The sequence below is a fragment of the Sphingomonas aracearum genome, from assembly GCF_003345355.1.
Taxonomy (GTDB): domain Bacteria; phylum Pseudomonadota; class Alphaproteobacteria; order Sphingomonadales; family Sphingomonadaceae; genus Sphingomonas; species Sphingomonas aracearum.
In genome coordinates, this window is the sequence record NZ_QQNB01000002.1 from 521439 (window position 1) to 539559 (window position 18121).

Below are 18121 nucleotides of genomic sequence, written 5' to 3' on the forward strand. Positions count from 1 at the left end.
GCAAAACCATAGGCCGGCGGGGTAAAGGATGCGTTGACGGAGCCGCCGGCTATTTGTTTCCGAACGGATTCTTCGGCGCGCGCAAGGTCAGGCGAACCGGCACCGCACCGAAACCCAGGTCGCGCCGGATGCCGTTCACCAGATAGCGCTGGTAGCTCGTCGGCAACTGGTCCACCCGCGTTCCGAACAGCACGAAACCGGGGGGGCGCGTCTTGGCCTGGGTGAGATAGCGCAGCTTGATCCGCTTGCCGCCGGGCGCGGGCGGCGGATTGGCCTCCACCGCGCGTTCGAACCAGCGGTTGAGCTCGCCCGTGCCGACCCGCTTCGACCAGGCCGCGCGCGTCTCGAACGCCACGCGGATCAGCGTGTCGATGCCTTTGCCGGTCGCCGCCGAAACGGTGAGCAGCGGCACGCCGCGCACCTGCGCCAGCCCCTCGTCCAGCGCTGCTTTGACGCCGTTGAACAGGCTGCTGGCGTCCTCGGCCACGTCCCATTTGTTGAGCGCGATCACCAGCGCGCGGCCTTCCTCCAGCACGCGATCGGCGATCTTGAGATCCTGCGCCTCCAGCCCGCGCGTGGCGTCGAGCAACAGCACAACCACTTCGGCGAAATCGACCGCATGCAGCGCGTCCGCCACCGACAGCTTTTCCAGCTTGTCCTGCACCTGCGCGCGCTTGCGCATGCCCGCCGTGTCGATCAGGCGAACCGCCCGCTCCTCGCCGTCCGGGGAGGTCCAGGTCCAGTCGATCGCGATCGAATCGCGGGTGATGCCCGCCTCCGGGCCGGTGATGAGGCGATCCTGGCCCAGGATGCGGTTGATCAGGGTGGACTTGCCGGCGTTCGGACGGCCGACGATCGCCAGCTTCAGCGGGCCGTCCTCCGGGAAAGCCTCTTCCTCCGGCTCGTCCGTATCCTCGCGATCGATGAACGGCTGCAGCGCCTCGAACAGGTCGGCCACGCCTTCGCCATGCTCGGCCGAGATCTGCACCGGATCGCCGAAGCCGAGCGCCAGCGCTTCCAGCACCCCTGCTTCGCCCGCCCGCCCCTCGGCCTTGTTGGCGACCAGCACCACCGGCGTGGTGGAGCCGCGCAGCCAGCGGGCGATTTCCTCGTCCAGCGGCACGATGCCGGCGCGCGAGTCGATCAGGAACAGGGCGACATCGGCCTGCGCCACTGCGGCCTCGGTCTGCTGCCGCATCCGCCCCGGCAGCGAGGCGGCGTCCTGATCCTCGTAGCCGGCGGTGTCGATCACGCGGAAATCGCTGCCGAGCAACGTGGCATCGCCCTCGCGGCGATCACGGGTCACGCCCGGCCGGTCATCGACCAGCGCGAGCCTCTTGCCGACCAGGCGGTTGAACAGCGTCGATTTGCCGACATTGGGGCGGCCGATGATCGCGACGACGGGAAGTTGGGGCATCCCGCCGCCTGTAGCGACCTATCGGCTGCGCGTCACCTGTCAGCGATAGGCCGACAGGCGACCCTTCTGGTCGAGCACGTAGAGCGTGCTGTTCGCCACCACCGGCGGCAGGCTGAAGCTCTCCTTGGCCTCGATCGTGGAGGTCACCTCGCCCTTGTCGGTCGAGGCGGAAACGATCTCGCCGCGCGAATTCGTCAGCACGAGCCGGTTGCCGGCCAGCACCGGGCCGTACCAGGTGATCGCGTTCTTGCGCTTCTTCTCGTTCTGATAGCGGCGCAGCTGGCTGACCCAGCGCACCTGACCGCTCGCGCGGCTCAGGCAGACGAGGCGCGCGTCGTCGGTGACGAGGAAGATCCACTCGCCCGCCACCGCCGGGGTGGAGATGCCGGCGAAGTTGCGTTCCCAGATGCGCTGCCCCGTGGTCACTTCCACCGCCACGATGCGCCCGCCCTGGCCCAGCGCATAGACGCGGCCCTGGTCGATCACCGGATCGGCATCGATGTCCGACAGGCTGGACACCGAGGTGGAGGCGCTGCGCCGGGCCAGTGCGTCCTGCCACAGCGTGCGACCGTTCTCGTAGCGATAGGCGTTGAGCTCGCCCGAGGAGAAGCCGGCAACGATCGTGCCCTGCCCCGCCGCCGGCGCCGCCACGCCGAACACGCCCTGCGTCTCGATGCTGCCTGCCTGGGTCCAGGTCGTCTTGCCGTCCGCCTCGTTGAGGGCGAACAGCTGATTGTCCTGGCTCAGCACATAGATGAGGCCAAAGGCGACCGTCGGCGCGCCGCGCAGGGGACCGCCCGGCTTGGCCCGCCACAGTTCGCCGCCATCCGCCGCCTTCAGCGCGACCACGTCGCCCAGGCCGTCGGTGGCATAGAGCTTGCCGTCGTCATAGCTCACGCCGCCGCCAAAGCGGGCGGGCGCGTTCTCCTTGCCCTCGGCCAGTGCCTTGGACCACAGCTTGGCGCCGGATGCGGCGTCGAATGCGTGCACGTTGGCGTCCACGTCCACCACGAACAGCTTGCCGTCCGCGATCACCGGCGCCGCGCCCAGCCGCTGGCGGTTGGAGCCGCCGTCGATGGAGGCGCTCCAGACGCGGCTCGGGTTGGCGGCCAGCGCCAGATGCCCCATCGACTTGGACGCGCTGCCGCCGGACTGGGTCCAGCTGTCGTTGGCGGTGGCGGCAGGCAGCAGGACCTGCAGGTCGGCGATCTTGGGATCGGCGCCGCCGTCCGCCTCGGTCAGCAGGATCGGCACGCGGTCGCCCACCGTGGGCGTCTTCTTCGGCCCGCTGCCCTTGAAGATGCCGCATGCGCTGAGCGCCAGCATGCATGCGATCGCGACGGAAGCCCTGGTCCGGTTCATCATTGTGCCTTCTTGTTCGCGCCGCCGGCATCCACGCCAAGCGTGCTCGCCATCTGCACCGCGCGCTGCCGAATCGTTTCCGGCACCTGCTCGTCACTGGCGATCTGTCCATAGATCGTGCCGGCAAGATCGGGCCGGTTCATGGCAAGGTAGGCCGCGCCCACCAGTTCGCCCGCGCTGCCGAACCACGGCTTGCCCTTCACCGCCAGGCCGCGCAGGCGATCCACCACCACCTGCGGCTTCAGCGTGTCGAACTCGGCCGCGGTCTGGCGCACGAGGGCGAGATCGCGATACGGCTCCGCCAGTGCGGAGTCGCCGGCAATCGCCGCGAACTTGGCTGCGGCGCCCTTGTTGTCCTGCTTCTCCAGCAGGATGTCGGCCTGGGTGAACAATGCGGCGGCGCGATAGCCCTTGATGTCGGAGGCGGCGATCGGCGCCAGCTTCTTGTTCGCTTCCGCCGTGCGGCCGGCGCCGACATCGTCGAACGCAGCCTGCAGGTGCACGCCTTCCTCGCCCGCCGCCTGCTCGCGCCGATGCTGCCAGAACAGGAAGGCGGCAAAGGCGAGAAGGCCGACCACGATCGCCGCGATGAGCCAGCGGCCATATCGGGTCATCACGCCCGCGAGTTGGTCGCGGCGCAGTTCTTCATCGACTTCGCGCAGGAATGCTTCGTCGGTTTTCGGCGGTTGGGCCAAGTTGTGCTCCGAAGGGCGGAAAGGACGCGGAGGGTATCCGCGCCTGCGCCATAGCGAAAGAATTCAGGGAGCGCCATCGCTCCGCCGCGCTGAACGCGGGGTGAAGCTCACCCCGATCCGGTTCATCGCGTCCAGCCCCGCCGCCGCGCCCGCCGGGCGAACCACAAGGCGAACAGGCCGACGGCGACGATCAGGATGGGGAACGGCAGCACCACCGCCGCGCCCTTGTGCGCCACGATGTCCGTGGTCGCGAAAAGCCAGCCGAACTGCACCGCAACGGCAAGCAGCGAGACCGCAAAGAAGAGGGTCGCCGATCGACGCAGCGCAAGCAGCGCGATCCCGCCCGCGGCGGAAAAGCCCACGGTGGCGGCATAGACCTGATTGTACCAGACCGGGAGCGATGCATGGACCGCCCGGTCATAGGCGCTCGCCGGTCCCATCGCCTCCGCGCCGAGCCGGATCTGCTGGAAACAGGCAAAGCAGCCCGCCAGGCCCCACAAAGTCAGCAGCGCCGCCACCAGATAATACCAACGCGGTCGCCTGCGCATGCTCGCCGATCCCCTCTCCCGTCGCGGAGGCTGCCGCAAGCCGGAGGAAAAGGCAAATCAGCCGAACCGGGCCGCCCAGAGCTCCGGCTTGAACCCGGCGAGCAGCGTGCCCTCGCCCTCCAGCACCGGCCGCCGGATCATCGACGGATGCGCCCGCATCAACGCAATCGCCTTTTCGCGCGACAGCTCCGCCTTGTCCGCGTCCGGCAGCTTGCGGAACGTCGTCCCCTGCCGGTTGAGCAGGGCTTCCCAGCCCAGGGCGTCGGACCACCGCTCCAGCGCCATGCGGTCGACGCCGGCCTTCTTGTAGTCATGGAAGTCATAGGCCACGCCCTGCGCGTCGAGCCAGGTGCGCGCCTTCTTCACCGTGTCGCAATTGGGGATGCCGTACAGGGTCAACATGTCGCGTCCTCTCGCGTGCGCGGATCAGTCCAGGAAGCGGCCGAGCGTGACCACCGCCTGACGCTCCAGCCCGAGTGCCGCGTAGAAGCCCAGCGCCGTGGCATTGTCCTCGCGCACCATCAACTGCACCTTGGGGCAGCCGCGTGCGCGCAGCCATTCCTCTGCGGCGGTCATCAGCGCGCGGCCGATCCCCTCGCCGCGGCGCTCGGCCGCAACCGCGAGATAGTAGATCCAGCCGCGATGCCCGTCATCGCCCACCATCACCGCGCCTGCGCCGTCCGCCGTCATCAGCACCGCGCCGCCCGCCCGCGCGCGATCGAAGTCCGCGAACGGATCGTTCCACGGCCGGGTCAGGCCGCAGCGCTGCCAGAGCGCCACCACCGCCGCGCGGTCGCCCGGCATCGCGGCCCGGATCATCGCGCCTGCTGCGCCGCCAGGTCGCGCGCAAAGGCCCGGCGCGCATCCGCCACCATCCGCTGGAGCAGTCCCGGCGCAACCCAGTCGCCGCGCTGGCGCCGTTCCATCACCTCGGCGAACTCCGGATGCATCGGCAGCACCACGTCTGCGTGCAAGGCATCCACGCGGTCGAAGCTCTTCCGGAAATCCTCGACGATCCCGGGATAGCGCCGGTTGCCGACCAGCCGGTTGCCGGCAACGGTGAGGCTGCAGGGAAACACCAGGTCGAGTGGCCGCCCCTCCTCCTCCACCCGCATCGTCCAGGTCAGGCAGCCCGGCGTATGGCCCGGCGTCGCGACGGCGGTGAGCCGCGCCCCGCCGAGCCGCACCACCTGCCCGTCGCGCAGCGGCCGCACGCGCGGCACCGCGGGGAAGCGCACGGCGGGGTAGCTGGTTTCGCCCGGCGGCATGCCGGTGCGCAGCGCCTCCACATCGCCGGTGCCCGCCAGCACCGGCGCACCCGTGGCCCGCTGAAGGGCGGCGTCACCCGCGGCATGGTCGGCATGCGCATGGCTGCTCAGCATCAGCTTCACGTCGCGCGGGCGCACGCCGATGCGGCGCAGATTGGCAAGGATCGCCGGCACGTTCTCCGCCATCGTGCCGTCGATCAGGATCACGCCCGCCCGGGTCCTGATCGCGTAGGAGCCGAGCCCTTCGGTGCCGACATACCAGACTGGCCCGACGATATGGAACGGCGCGATCGGGCGCGTCCAGGCAGGCGGGTCCTGCGCAAGGGCCGGCGCGGCGCAAACCGACGCGGCGCAGGCAAGGGCGAAGCGGCGCGTGGCCCAGCGGCGGCTTGCACCGCCGAACAAGCCGGGCAGCCATCCCCTGGACGGCTGCTTCTGCCGGCTTATTCCCACTCGATCGTGCCCGGCGGCTTGGAGGTATAATCGTAGGTCACGCGGTTGATGCCGCGCACCTCGTTGATGATGCGCGTGGTCACCCGCGGCAGGAAGTCGCCGGGGAACTGGAACGCCTGCGCGGTCATGCCGTCGGTGGACGTCACGGCCCGCAGCGCCAGCACCGAATCGTAGGTGCGCCCGTCGCCCATCACGCCCACCGAGCGCACCGGCAACAGCACCGCGAACGCCTGCCAGATCGCGTCGTAGAGCCCGGCCTTGCGGATCTCCTCCAGGTAGATCGCATCCGCCTTGCGCAGGATGTCGCAGCGCTCCTTGGTGACCTCGCCGGGAATGCGGATCGCCAGGCCCGGCCCCGGAAACGGATGCCGGCCGACGAACTGCTCGGACAGGCCCAGCTCCCGGCCCAGCTCGCGCACCTCGTCCTTGAACAGCTCGCGCAGCGGTTCGACCAGCTGCATGTTCATCCGCTCGGGCAGACCGCCCACATTGTGGTGGCTCTTGATCGTCACCGACGGGCCGCCGGTGAAGCTCACGCTCTCGATCACGTCGGGGTAGAGCGTGCCCTGCGCCAGGAAGTCCGCGCCCCCGATCTTCCTGGCCTCGGCCTCGAACACGTCGATGAACGTCTTGCCGATGAACTTGCGCTTCGCCTCCGGATCGGTGACGCCGGCGAGGCCCGACAGGAACTGCTCCTCCGCGTTCACATGGACGAGCGGGATGTTGTAGTGGTTGCGGAACAGGGACACGACCTGTTCCCCTTCTCCGGCGCGCAGCAGGCCGTGATCCACGAACACGCAGGTCAGCTGCTCGCCGATCGCCTCATGGATCAGCACGGCCGCGACCGCCGAGTCGACGCCGCCCGACAAGCCGCACAGCACGCGCCCGCTGCCCACCTGCGCGCGGATCTCGGCGATCTTGGTCTGGCGGAACTCGGCCATCGTCCAGTCGCCTGCCAGCCCGCAGACGTGGCGCGCGAAATTGGCGAGCAACCGCCCGCCATCGGGCGTGTGCACCACCTCCGGATGGAACTGCACCCCGTAATAACGGCGAGCCTCGTCCGCGACGATCGCGAAGGGAGCGCCCGGCGACGTGGCCACCGCCTCGAAGCCGGGCGGGATCGCATCCACCTTGTCGCCATGGCTCATCCACACCTGGTGCCGCTCGCCCGGCTTCCACAGGCCATCGAACAGCGCGCAGGGCTTGTGCACCTCCACGAACGCCTGTCCGAACTCGCCGCCATCGCCGGACACGATCACGTTGCCGCCGAGCTGCGCACTCATCAGCTGCTGGCCGTAGCAGATGCCGAGGATCGGCACGCCGGCGTCGAAGATCCCCTGCGGGGCGCGCGGGCTGGTCTCCAGCGTGACGGAAGCCGGGCCGCCGGACAGGATCACGCCCTTCGGCTGGAGCCGTTCGAACGCCTCCGCCGCAGACTGGAACGGCGCCACCTCGCTGTACACGCCGGCCTCGCGCACGCGGCGGGCGATGAGCTGGGTCACCTGGCTGCCGAAATCGAGGATGAGGATGGAATCGCTGGGCTGGGTCATGGGCGGGCGATAAACTCCAACGCAGGGCCGGGGAACCCCCGATCCGAAGGACGAACGATGACGCGATCCCTAGCCCGGTTCGCGCGCAAAATCTCCATCAAAATAACCTTTGCGGTTCGCGCAAACGGAAAGGGGCCGCGCCCTTGCGAGCGCGACCCCTTCTTTCCCAATCGGACCGGGCGCTTATGCCGCCTGGTCGAAATCCTCGTCCGTCATCACCGGACCCGAATCCTGGCCCTTGGCCGAGACATCACGGTCGACGAACTCGATGATCGCCATCGGCGACGCGTCCGACGCACGGATGCCGGCCTTGATGATGCGGGTATAGCCGCCGTTGCGGCCGGCGTAGCGCTCGGCCAGCGTGTCGAACAGCTTCACCAGCTGCGCGTCGTCCTGCAGCCGGGCGTGCGCCAGGCGACGGTTGGACAGGCCACCCTTCTTCGCCAGCGTGATGAGCTTCTCCACGTACGGGCGCAGCTCCTTCGCCTTGGCGACGGTGGTGGTGATCTGCTCGTGCTTGATGAGCGCGGCGCTCATGTTGCGGAACAGGGCGATGCGGTGGGCCGAGGTCCGCTGAAGCTTACGGCCGCCAACACGATGACGCATGATTTCTTCCTTCGTTCGTTAAGGGGCCGTCTCACGGAACCCCAGACCAGGTGGCGACGCGGGACCACCCCGTTTCCGTCATCCCGGCGCAGGCCGGGGTCCCTTGTCCTTGCCTTTCTGTTCCCCGGCGGAGGTCGGAGTCCAGCCACTCAAGCAGCGCCGCGGCGAAGCCGCGTCGTGACGTCGGACGGACGGGATCGCGGCCTTGCCGCTCCCCCATCCGCCGGCCGGGCTTTCGCCGTCTCGCGAGTAGCTCGCGCTACTCGCGTGCGCCTCAGCCCATGATCTCCTGTTCGAGCTTCTTGGCCATTTCCTCGATATTCTCCGGCGGCCAGCCCGGGATTTCCATCCCCAGCCGCAGCCCCATCGAGGACAGCACTTCCTTGATCTCGTTCAGCGACTTGCGGCCGAAGTTCGGCGTGCGCAGCATCTCCGCCTCGGTCTTCTGCACCAGATCGCCGATATAGATGATGTTGTCGTTCTTCAGGCAGTTGGCCGAACGCACCGACAGTTCCAGCTCGTCCACCTTCTTGAGGAGGTAGCGGTTGATCTGCTGCGTGTCGCCCGTCGCGGCGGTGTCCGCCACGGGAGCGGCCTGGCCGATCGGCGCCGAGCGGGTCACCGCCGAGTCGTCGAAGTGCACGAACAGCGCCAGCTGGTCCTGCAGGATGCGGCCGGCATAGCCCACCGCATCTTCCGGCGTCACGGTGCCGTCGGTCTCGATCGTCAGCGTCAGCTTGTCGTAGTCGAGGTCCTGGCCCACGCGGGTCGGGTCCACCTTGTACGAAACCTGGCGCACCGGCGAGTAGAGCGCGTCCACCGGGATTAGGCCGATCGGCGCGTCGGCCGGACGGTTCGCCGTCGCCGCGACATAGCCCTTACCCACGTCGGCGGTCAGCTCCATGTTGAGCGTCGCGCCGTCGTCGAGGTGACAGATCACCAGCTCGGGGTTCATCACCTCGATGTCGCCCGACACCGCGATGTCGCCCGCCTTCACCTCGGCCGGGCCGGTGGCGGAAAGCTGGAGCCGCTTGGGGCCTTCGCCCTGCATGCGGATGGCGATCTGCTTCACGTTCAGGACGATGTCGGTCACGTCCTCGCGCACGCCGGCGAGCGACGAGAATTCGTGCAGCACGTTCTCGATCTTGATCGAGGTAACCGCGGCGCCCTGCAGCGAGGACAGCAGCACGCGGCGCAGCGCATTGCCCAGAGTCAGGCCGAAGCCGCGCTCCAGCGGCTCGGCGACGAACGTCGCGCGGCGCTTGCCGTCTCCACCCTTCTTTTCAAGGGCGTTGGGCTTCTTCAGTTCCTGCCAGTTCTTTGCGTTGACAGACACGTGTGTCCCCTAGTTTGGGCCGGAAGCAAGGGGCAGCCCCCAGCCGGGAGGAAGAAAGCGCGCCAACTCGTCAGCTGGCGCGAAAAGCATCAATCAGACGCGGCGACGCTTCGACGGACGCACGCCGTTGTGCGGGATCGAGGTCACGTCGCGGATCGAGGTGATCTGGAAGCCGACCGCCTGCAGCGCGCGCAGCGCCGACTCGCGGCCCGAACCCGGACCCTTCACCTCGACCTCAAGCGTGCGCACGCCGTGCTCGGCGGCCTTCTTGCCCGCGTCCTCGGCGGCGACCTGGGCCGCATACGGGGTCGACTTGCGCGAGCCCTTGAAGCCCATCATGCCGGCCGAGGACCAGCTGATCGCATTGCCCTGCGCATCGGTGATGGTGATCATGGTGTTGTTGAAGCTGGCGTTGACGTGCGCCACGCCGCTGGTGATGTTCTTGCGTTCACGGCGCCGAATGCGCTGCGGTTCACGTGCCATTGTGGTGTTCCTGACCTGAATACGGAGAACGCCGGGCGGTCAGCCTGTGACCTGCCTCCGGCGGAGAAGTAAGCGCCCCGCGCTTACTTCTTCTTGCCGGCGATCGGCTTGGCCTTGCCCTTGCGGGTGCGCGCATTGGTGTGCGTGCGCTGGCCGCGGACCGGCAGACCCTTGCGATGACGCAGGCCGCGATAGCAGGCCAGGTCCATCAGGCGCTTGATGTTCATCGCGGTTTCGCGACGAAGATCGCCTTCCACCGTGTGATCGGCGTCGATCGCCTCGCGGATCTGCAGCACTTCCTGATCGGTCAGGTCCTGCACGCGCGTTTCCGGGGCGATGCCCAGCTTCGTGGTCAGCTCCTGGGCCTTGGTGTTGCCAATGCCGTGGATGTAGGTCAGCGCGATCACCACGCGCTTGTTGGTCGGGATGTTGACACCCGCAATACGTGCCATGAACTTTGTTCTCCTAGCTCCACAAGGTGCGGCATGGCTGCCACGCACCCCATCTCATCGCGTTACACCCCGCATCACGCACGATAGCGGCGAGCGCGCGAGCGCGCCGCCGGACAGCGGTGGTTCGGGGTCTGGTGCAGGTAGGGGCGCGCAAACGCCGTGTCAAGCGATCGGTTCCGCAACCGGCCGCGCCGGCAGGAGGATGCGCGCCACGAGGCCCGGGGCATTGTCCGCCAGCTCGAACGCGCCGCCGTGCAGGCGCGTCACCGCCTCCACCAGCGCCAGGCCGAGCCCGGCGCCCGGCAGCGTCCGCGCGCCATCCAGCCGCCCGAACCGGCGCAGCGCCTGCGCCCGGTCGGCCTTCGCGATCCCCGGTCCGCGATCCTCCACCGCTATCGCCGGCCTCCCCTGCGCGTCCGACAAGCGCAGCGTGATCTCCCCGCCGCTCACCCCGTGGCGGAGCGCATTGTCGATCAGGTTCGTCACCGCCTGCGTGAGCAATTCGCGGTGCAGAGGCCGGGCCGCCGGGCGCGATTCGATCGAGACGGTGAAGGCAAGCCCGGCATCCTCCACCACCGGAGCATAGAGCTCGCCGATCTCCTCCACCAGCTCCGCCAGCGGCGTCGGGCTGAACCGGTCGCTTCCCACCGATTCGGAGCGGCTGATCTCCAGCAGGGTGGAAAGCATGCGCAGGACCAGGTCCGTTTCCGCCAGCAGGCCGGACAGCGCCGCCTCCCGCGCGCCCGCGTCCTCCGCCAGCGCCGCCGCCTCCGCCTTGCTGCGCAGCCGCGCCAGCGGGGAGCGCAGGTCGTGCGCCAGGCTGTCGGAAACGACCCGCACCTCGCCCATCAACCGCTCGATCTTGTCCAGCATCGCATCCAGCCGGTGCGCCAGCCGATCGAAGGCGTCGCCGCCGCCCTGCACGAGATGGCCGACCCGGGCCGAAAGGTCGCCCTGCCCCACCCCGTCGATCACCCGCACGATCCGCCCCAGGCGATTGCCGACATAGCGCGCCACCACCAGCCCGCCGCCCACGCCCAGCGCCAGCGACAGCAGCACCGCCAGCAACAGCGCCCGCTCGATCCCGCGCTGCTCCTGCGCCCAGTCGTTCAGCAGGTGCCCGCTGACCAGCCGCACCTGCCCGACCCGGCGCACGGTATAGCCGGCCTCATGTTGCGACCATGGCGCGGCATCGGCGATGCCCCCGATCGTGAAGGACGGGCTGCCCGTCGCCAGCCGCATCCGCTGCGGACCTGCCCCCACGATCCGCCGCCCGTCCGCATCGACGAGCGCCGCGATCTGGAACGGGTCCGCGGGATCGTCCGCCTGGCGCAGCGCCGCGTCGAGCCCGCGACGCCCTCCGGTACGATAGATGCCGAGATATGTGTCCGCCTGCTCCATCGTGTCCCGGCGCAGCGCCTCCACGGCGACGCCGCGGACCTGCCGCCACACGAACCCGACCAGCACGACGTTGGAGATCAGCGCCAGCGCGATCGCCAGCAGCGCGATGCGCGCGGTGACCGACAGCCGCAGCCGCACCTAGCCGTCCGCCGACAGGCGGTAGCCGGCGCCACGTACCGTGTGGAGGATGGGGTCGCTGAACCCCTCCTCCAGCTTGCGGCGCAATCGGCCGATATGCACGTCCACCACGTTGCTGCCGGGGTCGAAATGGTAGTTCCAGATCTTCTCCAGCATCATCGTGCGCGTCACCACCTGTCCGGCGTGGCGCGCGAGATACTCGAGGAGGTTGAACTCCCGCGCGCCCAGCGGAATGGCGCGACCGGCGCGCGTCACCGTGCGGGCCAGCAGGTCCATTTCCAGATCGCCGACCGTCAGCCTCGTCTGCTGGCTCGCCACCGCCGCGGTCTGGTTGTCCGAACGGCGCAGCAGCGCCTCCACCCGGGCGGACAGCTCCGCAAAGGAAAAGGGCTTGGTCAGGTAATCGTCCGCCCCGGCGTGCAGGCCGTCCACCCGATCGTCCACCGACCCCAGCGCCGACAGGACCAGCGTGGGCGTCATGATCCCGGCGGCGCGCACCGCATTGAGCATCGCCAGCCCGTCCAGCCCCGGCAGCATGCGATCGGCCACGATCAGGTCGAAGATGCCCTCGCTCGCCAGGAACAGGCCGTCGCGGCCGTTGCCGCAGGTCTCCACCGCATAGCCGGCCTCCGCCAGTCCCTTCGCCAGATAGGCGGAGGTGGCGGCATCATCCTCGACGATCAGGATCTTGCGGGTCATGGGCGTGCAATCTCGCCTCCCGCGGTACCGAAAAGCAAGACCGGCGGAAAGCAGATGCCTTCCGCCGGCCCTCGACACCCCCGGGAGTTGTTCGGGTGCCGAACCGTGAAACTCGGGCGACCATGCCGGCCACGATTCGGTTCTAGCTACCCTCGCCTGCGCCTGCGGTGACGCGCACATGAAGAGTTCGTCATGTTGCGGTGCTCGAACGGGCACCGGCCGGCCGACACGCAAGCCCGGCCGGTCCAGCCCCCGCCGGCGCGCCGGGCGTCAACGCCTCACGCAGGCTCCGGCGCGTTGTCCAATATGCCTTCGATCGCCAGCGATACCTGGTCGATGTCCGCCATCCCGTCCACGCGGCGGACCAACCCCCGCGCCTCGTAGATCGGCAGGATCGGGGCGGTCTTCGCCCGGTACTCCGCCATGCGCGTGCGGACGGTTTCGGCATTGTCGTCCGGCCGGCGCTTGAACTCGGTAGAGCCGCACACGTCGCACACGCCGGCCACGGCCGGCTGCTTGAACGTGTCATGATAGCCTGCCCCGCACTTGGCGCAGGTGTAGCGACCGGTGATGCGCTCCACGAGCGCCTCCTCGTCCACCTCCAGCTCGATGACGAAGTCGAGCTGGCGGCCCCGCTCGGCAAGCAGCAGGTCCAGCGCCTCGGCCTGCGCCGCGGTGCGCGGATAGCCGTCGAAGATCGCGCCGGTGCCCGTTTCCATCGCATCCAGCCGCTCGCCGATCAGCGCCGAGACGATCGCGTCGGACACGAGCTCGCCACGCTCCATGATCGCCTTGACCTGCTGGCCGACGGGCGTGCCCGCATCCTTGGCGGCGCGCAGCATGTCCCCGGTGGAGAGCTGCACCATGCCGCGCCCGCTTTCCAGCCGGCTCGCCTGCGTGCCCTTGCCCGCCCCCGGCGGCCCCAGAAGGATGATGTTCACCTCAGACAAACTCCCCCTTGGCGCCACGTCAGCGCACGCGCGCGCCGCGCAGCTTGGCCTTCTTGATGAGATCGCCATACTGGTGCGCCAGCAGGTGCGACTGGATCTGCGTCACCGTGTCCATGGTCACGTTCACCACGATCAGCAGGCTGGTTCCGCCCAGGTAGAACGGGATCGACAGCGCCGAGACGAGATATTCCGGCAGCAGGCAGATGATCACCAGATACGCCGCGCCGATCACGGTGATGCGCGTCAGCACGTAATCGAAATAGGTCTCGGTGTTCTTGCCCGGACGAATGCCGGGAATGAACCCGCCATAGCGCTTCAGGTTGTCCGCCGTCTCTTCCGGATTGAACACCACCGCGGTGTAGAAGAACGAGAAGAAGACGATGCCCGCGGCATAGAGCGCCATGTACAGCGGCGCGCCGTGCTGCAGATACTGGTTCAGCGTGATGATGATGTCACCCCAGCGGCTCTCGCCCGCCACGCGCTGGCCGGCGAACTGCGAGATCGTCAGCGGCATCAGCAGCAGCGACGAGGCGAAGATCGGCGGGATGACGCCCGCGGTGTTGATCTTCAGCGGCAGGTGGCTGCGATCGGCCTGCATGCCGCGCTGCGTCTGGCGCTTGGGGTACTGGATCAGGATGCGGCGCTGCGCGCGCTCCATGAAGCAGATGAACAGGATCAGGCCGATCACCGCCACGGCGATGCCGATCAGGCGAACCGGATCGATCGAACCGGAACGGCTGCCCTGGAGCAGGTTGACGAGCGTGGTCGGCAGGTTGGCGACGATGCCGGCCATGATGATGAGCGACATGCCGTTGCCGATGCCACGGCTGGTGATCTGCTCGCCCAGCCACATCAGGAACATGGTGCCGCCGATCAGCGAGATCACAGCAACCACCCGGAACAGCATGCCCGGCTCGATCACCGCGGCCACGCCGTTGTTCGCGCCGATCGCCTCCAGGCCACGGGCGATGAAATAGCCCTGCACCGCGGTCAGCGCGACCGTGCCGTAGCGGGTGTACTGGTTCAGCCGCTTGCGACCGCTCTCGCCGTCCTTCTTGATCGCCGCCAGCGTCGGCGACAGCGAGGTCGCCAGCTGCACCACGATGGACGCGGTGATGTACGGCATCACGCCCAGCGCGATCAGGCTCATTCGCTTCAGCGAACCGCCGGAAAAGGCGTTGAAGAAGTCCAGCACGCCGCCGCTCGTCTGCTGGCTCAGCAGGCCGAGCGCGGTCGGGTCGATCCCCGGCAGCGGCACGTAGGAAAGCATGCGGAACACGATCAGCACACCGATGGTGAACCACAGCCGCTTCTTGAGATCGGTCGCCTGCGTGAACTTCGACAGGCTGAGGCCCTGGGCCATCGGGTCGGCTGCGGATGCCATGTGAGTATCGGTCCTGGAAACAAAAGCGGCGGGAAACGTTTAACCGCCCCGCCGCTCATATAATCACGCAAGCGGGCTTGCCTAGCGGCTTCCCGACACCGGCCGGGAAGCACGCCGCATCGTTCGCGGCCTCAGGCCTTGAACGACGCCTTGTGCGCCTGGCGCTCCTTGTACTTCACGCCCTTCTTGGCAGCGGCCTTCTCGGCGGCGGGCACGACTTCGATCACGTTGACCGAACCGCCCGCCTTCTCGATCGCCTCGCGCGCCGAACCGGAAACGCCGGCGACGGTGAACGTCAGCTTGGCGGTCAGCTCGCCCTTGGCCAGCACGCGAACGCCGTCCTTGCCGCCACGGGCCAGGCCAGCGGCCTTCAGCGTCTCGTGGTCCACCGTGTCGCCGGTCAGCTTGCCGGCATCCACCGCCTTCTGGATCGCGCCCAGGTTCACCTCGGCATAATCCTTGGCGAAGATGTTGTTGAAGCCGCGCTTCGGCAGACGCATGTGCAGCGGCATCTGGCCGCCCTCGAAGCCGGCGATGGACACGCCCTCGCGGCTCTTCTGGCCCTTCTGGCCGCGGCCGGCGGTCTTGCCCTTGCCGGAGCCGATGCCGCGGCCGACGCGGATCTTGGACTTGCGGGCGCCCTGGTTGTCGCGGAGATCATTCAGTTTCATGATATGCACTCGCTTTCGCTATGTTCGCGCGTTGATTGGAAGCGGCGGCGCATAGCGGCTTCCCGCCGCTCTGTCACCCCTCACCTACCCTTTGATACGCGAAACGGCGCGGGATCGCCTGACCCCGCGCCGTCTCTTGTTCGCAACGAAGAAAGAGGCGCTTAGTCCTCGATCTTCACCATGTGCGCGACCTTCTGGATCATGCCGCGCACCGCGGGCGTGTCCTCGAGCTCGCGGGTGCGATGCATCTTGTTGAGCCCGAGGCCGATCAGCGTCGCGCGCTGATCCTTCTCGCGGCGGATGGGCGAACCCGTCTGGGTGACCTTGATCGTCGCCATGTCAGCTTACTCCACGATCGCCGCGGCTTCGGCCTCGGCGGTCTGCGCCGAAGCGCCCGCGCCGCGGCCGAGCAGGTCGGCGATCTTCTTGCCGCGCCGCTGTGCCACCGACTTCGGCGAAGTCTGCGTGGTCAGCGCCTCGAAGGTGGCGCGGATCATGTTGTAGGGGTTCGACGTGCCGATCGACTTGGTCACCACATCGGCCACGCCCAGGCTCTCGAAGATGGCGCGCATCGGGCCACCCGCGATGATGCCGGTGCCCGCCGGAGCGGTGCGCACCGTCACGCGGCCGGCACCGAAGTGACCGTTGCCGTCATGATGCAGCGTGCGGCCGTCCTTCAGCGGAACGCGGACCATCGCCTTCTTCGCCGAAGCGGTCGCCTTGGAGATGGCTTCCGGCACTTCGCGCGCCTTGCCATGGCCGAAGCCGACCCGGCCCTTGCCGTCGCCCACGACGACCAGCGCCGCGAAGCCGAAGCGCTTGCCGCCCTTCACCGTCTTGGACACGCGGTTGATGTGGACGAGCTTCTCGATCAGCTCTTCGCCCTGCTCGTCGGTGTTGCCGCGACGATCGTCACGGCGACCCCGGTTGCCGTCACGGCCGCCACGACCGCGATCGCCACCGCCGCCGCCCGGACCGCCACGGCCACGGCCGCCACGACCGCGCGGAGCGTCGTTGGTGGCCGGAGCTTCGCCGCCGACCTCGGCCGGCGCGCCCTGCTGCGCCTGGATATCGTTGGTGTCAGCCATTCTCAGAACTCCAGACCGGCTTCGCGAGCCGCATCAGCCAGCGCCTTGACGCGGCCGTGGAACAGGAAGCCGCCGCGATCGAACACGACCTGCGTCACGCCGGCAGCCTTGGCCGCCTCGGCGACCCGCTTGCCGACCTCGGACGCCGCCGAGACGTTGGCGCCGGACGTGCCGCGCACGTCCTTCTCCAGCGTCGAGGCGGAAGCCACGGTGCGGCCGGCCGCATCGTCGATCACCTGCGCATAAATGTGCTTGCCCGAACGGTGCACCGACAGGCGCGGCCGACCACCCGAGCGCGCGCGCAGCGCGGTGCGGTTGCGGCGACGCCGCTTTTCGAAAAGGGAGAGACCCTTGGTCATCACTTCTTCTTCCCTTCCTTGCGGAAGATGTACTCGCCGTCGTACTTGATGCCCTTGCCCTTGTACGGCTCGGGCTTGCGCCAGCGACGGATCTCCGCGGCCAGCTGGCCGACCTTCTGCTTGTCCGACCCGGAAATCTCCACGGTCGTGTTATCCGGCGTCTTCACCTCCAGGCCTTCCGGCACGTCGATGTCGACATCGTGGCTGTAGCCGAGCTTCAGGTTCAGCTTGCGGCCCTGCGCGGCGGCGCGATAGCCCACGCCGTTGATCAACAGCTTCTTGGTGAAGCCCTCGGTGACGCCCGTCACCAGGTTCTGCACCAGCGTGCGCTGCATGCCCCAGAAGGCCCGCGCCTGCTTGCTGTCGTTGGCCGGCTGCACGCCGATCGAATCAGCCTGCACGTCGTAGCTGATGAGCTCCGACATGGTCAGCGACAGGGTGCCCTTGGGCCCCTTCACCGACAACTGGTTGCCGTTCACCGTCGCGGTCACGCCGGACGGGATGGACACGCTCTTCTTGCCGATGCGGCTCATCAGAACACCTCCGCCAGCACTTCGCCGCCGACATTCTGCTCGCGCGCCTCGGCGTCGGACAGAACGCCCTTCGGCGTCGACACGATGGTGATGCCCAGGCCGTTCATCACCCGCGGCAGCTCCTGGCTGCCCGAATAGATGCGGCGGCCCGGCTTCGAGACGCGCGCGACGTGCTTGATCGCCGGCTGGCCCTCGAAATACTTGAGCTCGATACGGACGCCCTTGGCGGGGCCCATGTCTTCTTCGCTGTAGCCACGGATATAGCCTTCGCGCTGCAACACGTCGAGCACGCGCGTGCGCAGCTTCGACGAGGGCGACACGACGGAATCCTTGCGCGCGCGCTGGCCGTTGCGGATGCGGGTGAGCAGGTCACCCAGGGGATCGGTCAAAGCCATCTTCTGATCCTTACCAGCTCGACTTCACGACACCCGGGATCAGGCCCTTGTTGGCCAGATCGCGCAGCATGACGCGGGCAAGACGGAACTTGCGGTAGTAAGCGCGGGGACGACCCGTCAGCTCGCAGCGATTGCGGATGCGCGTCGGGTTCCCGTTGCGCGGGATCTCCGCCATCTTCAGCCGGGCGATCATGCGCTCGCCATCGTCGAGCGACTCGTCGTTCGCGATCGCCTTGAGCGCGGCATACTTGCCGGCATACTTCTTCACGAGCTGCTTGCGGCGCTCGTTCTTGTTGATGGAACTCAGTTTCGCCATGGACTTAAGCTCTCTTC

At 68.2% G+C, this 18121-nt stretch carries 23 protein-coding genes; all 23 read right to left on the bottom strand.

The window, feature by feature from the left end:
- Nucleotides 1–49 precede the first annotated feature (49 nt).
- Nucleotides 50–1417 (bottom strand): ribosome biogenesis GTPase Der, encoded by a 1368-nt coding sequence (gene der / locus DVW87_RS09695; protein ID WP_114687575.1) that lies wholly within the window; start codon nucleotides 1415–1417, stop codon nucleotides 50–52.
- A gap of 39 nt (nucleotides 1418–1456) precedes the next feature.
- A complete protein-coding gene (locus tag DVW87_RS09700) occupies nucleotides 1457–2782 on the bottom strand; it encodes an outer membrane protein assembly factor BamB family protein (RefSeq protein ID WP_114687576.1) in 1326 nt (441 codons plus the stop codon).
- Entirely contained in the window at nucleotides 2779–3474 is a 696-nt protein-coding gene (locus DVW87_RS09705; protein ID WP_114687577.1) for a tetratricopeptide repeat protein, read from the bottom strand. Before DVW87_RS09705 ends, DVW87_RS09700 begins: the two co-directional genes overlap by 4 nt.
- A 122-nt stretch (nucleotides 3475–3596) precedes the next feature.
- A complete protein-coding gene (locus tag DVW87_RS09710; protein WP_114687578.1) occupies nucleotides 3597–4022 on the bottom strand; it encodes a hypothetical protein in 426 nt (141 codons plus the stop codon).
- Nucleotides 4023–4079: 57 nt separating this feature from the next.
- Entirely contained in the window at nucleotides 4080–4424 is a 345-nt protein-coding gene (locus DVW87_RS09715) for an ArsC family reductase (RefSeq protein WP_114687579.1), read from the bottom strand.
- 24 nt (nucleotides 4425–4448) lie between these two features.
- The gene (locus tag DVW87_RS09720; RefSeq protein ID WP_114687580.1) at nucleotides 4449–4841 is read right to left on the bottom strand and encodes a GNAT family acetyltransferase; all 393 of its coding nucleotides are present in this window, start codon (nucleotides 4839–4841) and stop codon (nucleotides 4449–4451) included.
- Nucleotides 4838–5695: a subclass B3 metallo-beta-lactamase gene (gene bla, locus DVW87_RS09725; protein WP_114687581.1), complete on the bottom strand. Its 858-nt coding sequence runs from the start codon at nucleotides 5693–5695 to the stop codon at nucleotides 4838–4840. The genes DVW87_RS09720 and bla overlap by 4 nt, the downstream gene beginning before the upstream one ends.
- A gap of 38 nt (nucleotides 5696–5733) precedes the next feature.
- Entirely contained in the window at nucleotides 5734–7293 is a 1560-nt protein-coding gene (gene guaA / locus DVW87_RS09730; protein ID WP_114687582.1) for a glutamine-hydrolyzing GMP synthase, read from the bottom strand.
- Nucleotides 7294–7476: 183 nt separating this feature from the next.
- Nucleotides 7477–7899, bottom strand: a complete 423-nt coding sequence (rplQ, locus tag DVW87_RS09735; protein WP_114687583.1) for a 50S ribosomal protein L17 — start codon at nucleotides 7897–7899, stop codon at nucleotides 7477–7479.
- 274 nt (nucleotides 7900–8173) lie between these two features.
- Nucleotides 8174–9235, bottom strand: a complete 1062-nt coding sequence (locus DVW87_RS09740; protein WP_114687584.1) for a DNA-directed RNA polymerase subunit alpha — start codon at nucleotides 9233–9235, stop codon at nucleotides 8174–8176.
- Nucleotides 9236–9328: 93 nt separating this feature from the next.
- The gene (gene rpsK, locus DVW87_RS09745; RefSeq protein WP_114687585.1) at nucleotides 9329–9718 is read right to left on the bottom strand and encodes a 30S ribosomal protein S11; all 390 of its coding nucleotides are present in this window, start codon (nucleotides 9716–9718) and stop codon (nucleotides 9329–9331) included.
- A gap of 83 nt (nucleotides 9719–9801) precedes the next feature.
- Nucleotides 9802–10170: a 30S ribosomal protein S13 gene (gene rpsM / locus DVW87_RS09750; protein WP_114687586.1), complete on the bottom strand. Its 369-nt coding sequence runs from the start codon at nucleotides 10168–10170 to the stop codon at nucleotides 9802–9804.
- Between the two features lie 162 nt (nucleotides 10171–10332).
- On the bottom strand, nucleotides 10333–11709 hold the full coding sequence (locus DVW87_RS09755) for a sensor histidine kinase (RefSeq protein WP_239017846.1): 1377 nt from the start codon (nucleotides 11707–11709) through the stop codon (nucleotides 10333–10335).
- Nucleotides 11710–12408, bottom strand: coding sequence for a response regulator transcription factor (locus tag DVW87_RS09760; protein WP_114687587.1), 699 nt, complete (start codon nucleotides 12406–12408; stop codon nucleotides 11710–11712).
- Nucleotides 12409–12686: 278 nt separating this feature from the next.
- Nucleotides 12687–13349, bottom strand: coding sequence for an adenylate kinase (locus tag DVW87_RS09765; protein ID WP_114687588.1), 663 nt, complete (start codon nucleotides 13347–13349; stop codon nucleotides 12687–12689).
- A 28-nt stretch (nucleotides 13350–13377) separates the two neighbouring features.
- Nucleotides 13378–14742 (bottom strand): preprotein translocase subunit SecY, encoded by a 1365-nt coding sequence (secY, locus tag DVW87_RS09770; RefSeq protein WP_114687589.1) that lies wholly within the window; start codon nucleotides 14740–14742, stop codon nucleotides 13378–13380.
- 131 nt (nucleotides 14743–14873) lie between these two features.
- Complete coding sequence (gene rplO, locus DVW87_RS09775) at nucleotides 14874–15413, bottom strand: 50S ribosomal protein L15 (protein ID WP_114688176.1); 540 nt, start codon at nucleotides 15411–15413, stop codon at nucleotides 14874–14876.
- A gap of 161 nt (nucleotides 15414–15574) precedes the next feature.
- Nucleotides 15575–15751, bottom strand: coding sequence for a 50S ribosomal protein L30 (rpmD, locus tag DVW87_RS09780; protein WP_114687590.1), 177 nt, complete (start codon nucleotides 15749–15751; stop codon nucleotides 15575–15577).
- Nucleotides 15752–15757: 6 nt separating this feature from the next.
- Nucleotides 15758–16501: a 30S ribosomal protein S5 gene (gene rpsE / locus DVW87_RS09785; RefSeq protein ID WP_114687591.1), complete on the bottom strand. Its 744-nt coding sequence runs from the start codon at nucleotides 16499–16501 to the stop codon at nucleotides 15758–15760.
- Nucleotides 16502–16503: 2 nt separating this feature from the next.
- Complete coding sequence (gene rplR, locus DVW87_RS09790; RefSeq protein ID WP_114687592.1) at nucleotides 16504–16860, bottom strand: 50S ribosomal protein L18; 357 nt, start codon at nucleotides 16858–16860, stop codon at nucleotides 16504–16506.
- Entirely contained in the window at nucleotides 16860–17393 is a 534-nt protein-coding gene (gene rplF, locus DVW87_RS09795) for a 50S ribosomal protein L6 (RefSeq protein WP_114687593.1), read from the bottom strand. The genes rplR and rplF overlap by 1 nt, the downstream gene beginning before the upstream one ends.
- Complete coding sequence (rpsH, locus tag DVW87_RS09800) at nucleotides 17393–17788, bottom strand: 30S ribosomal protein S8 (protein ID WP_114687594.1); 396 nt, start codon at nucleotides 17786–17788, stop codon at nucleotides 17393–17395. The genes rplF and rpsH overlap by 1 nt, the downstream gene beginning before the upstream one ends.
- Before the next feature lie 10 nt (nucleotides 17789–17798).
- Complete coding sequence (rpsN, locus tag DVW87_RS09805; protein WP_114687595.1) at nucleotides 17799–18104, bottom strand: 30S ribosomal protein S14; 306 nt, start codon at nucleotides 18102–18104, stop codon at nucleotides 17799–17801.
- Nucleotides 18105–18121 lie beyond the last annotated feature (17 nt).

Bases quoted from the DNA above. Each gene is read 5' to 3' on its own strand.
- der (WP_114687575.1), bottom strand. From the start codon at position 1,417: ATGCCCCAACTTCCCGTCGTCGCGATCATCGGCCGCCCCAATGTCGGC.
- DVW87_RS09700 (WP_114687576.1), bottom strand. From the start codon at position 2,782: ATGATGAACCGGACCAGGGCTTCCGTCGCGATCGCATGCATGCTGGCG.
- DVW87_RS09710 (WP_114687578.1), bottom strand. From the start codon at position 4,022: ATGCGCAGGCGACCGCGTTGGTATTATCTGGTGGCGGCGCTGCTGACT.
- DVW87_RS09715 (WP_114687579.1), bottom strand. From the start codon at position 4,424: ATGTTGACCCTGTACGGCATCCCCAATTGCGACACGGTGAAGAAGGCG.
- DVW87_RS09720 (WP_114687580.1), bottom strand. From the start codon at position 4,841: ATGATCCGGGCCGCGATGCCGGGCGACCGCGCGGCGGTGGTGGCGCTC.
- guaA (WP_114687582.1), bottom strand. From the start codon at position 7,293: ATGACCCAGCCCAGCGATTCCATCCTCATCCTCGATTTCGGCAGCCAG.
- rplQ (WP_114687583.1), bottom strand. From the start codon at position 7,899: ATGCGTCATCGTGTTGGCGGCCGTAAGCTTCAGCGGACCTCGGCCCAC.
- rpsK (WP_114687585.1), bottom strand. From the start codon at position 9,718: ATGGCACGTGAACCGCAGCGCATTCGGCGCCGTGAACGCAAGAACATC.
- rpsM (WP_114687586.1), bottom strand. From the start codon at position 10,170: ATGGCACGTATTGCGGGTGTCAACATCCCGACCAACAAGCGCGTGGTG.
- DVW87_RS09760 (WP_114687587.1), bottom strand. From the start codon at position 12,408: ATGACCCGCAAGATCCTGATCGTCGAGGATGATGCCGCCACCTCCGCC.
- secY (WP_114687589.1), bottom strand. From the start codon at position 14,742: ATGGCATCCGCAGCCGACCCGATGGCCCAGGGCCTCAGCCTGTCGAAG.
- rplO (WP_114688176.1), bottom strand. From the start codon at position 15,413: ATGAAACTGAATGATCTCCGCGACAACCAGGGCGCCCGCAAGTCCAAG.
- rpmD (WP_114687590.1), bottom strand. From the start codon at position 15,751: ATGGCGACGATCAAGGTCACCCAGACGGGTTCGCCCATCCGCCGCGAG.
- rpsE (WP_114687591.1), bottom strand. From the start codon at position 16,501: ATGGCTGACACCAACGATATCCAGGCGCAGCAGGGCGCGCCGGCCGAG.
- rplR (WP_114687592.1), bottom strand. From the start codon at position 16,860: ATGACCAAGGGTCTCTCCCTTTTCGAAAAGCGGCGTCGCCGCAACCGC.
- rplF (WP_114687593.1), bottom strand. From the start codon at position 17,393: ATGAGCCGCATCGGCAAGAAGAGCGTGTCCATCCCGTCCGGCGTGACC.
- rpsH (WP_114687594.1), bottom strand. From the start codon at position 17,788: ATGGCTTTGACCGATCCCCTGGGTGACCTGCTCACCCGCATCCGCAAC.
- rpsN (WP_114687595.1), bottom strand. From the start codon at position 18,104: ATGGCGAAACTGAGTTCCATCAACAAGAACGAGCGCCGCAAGCAGCTC.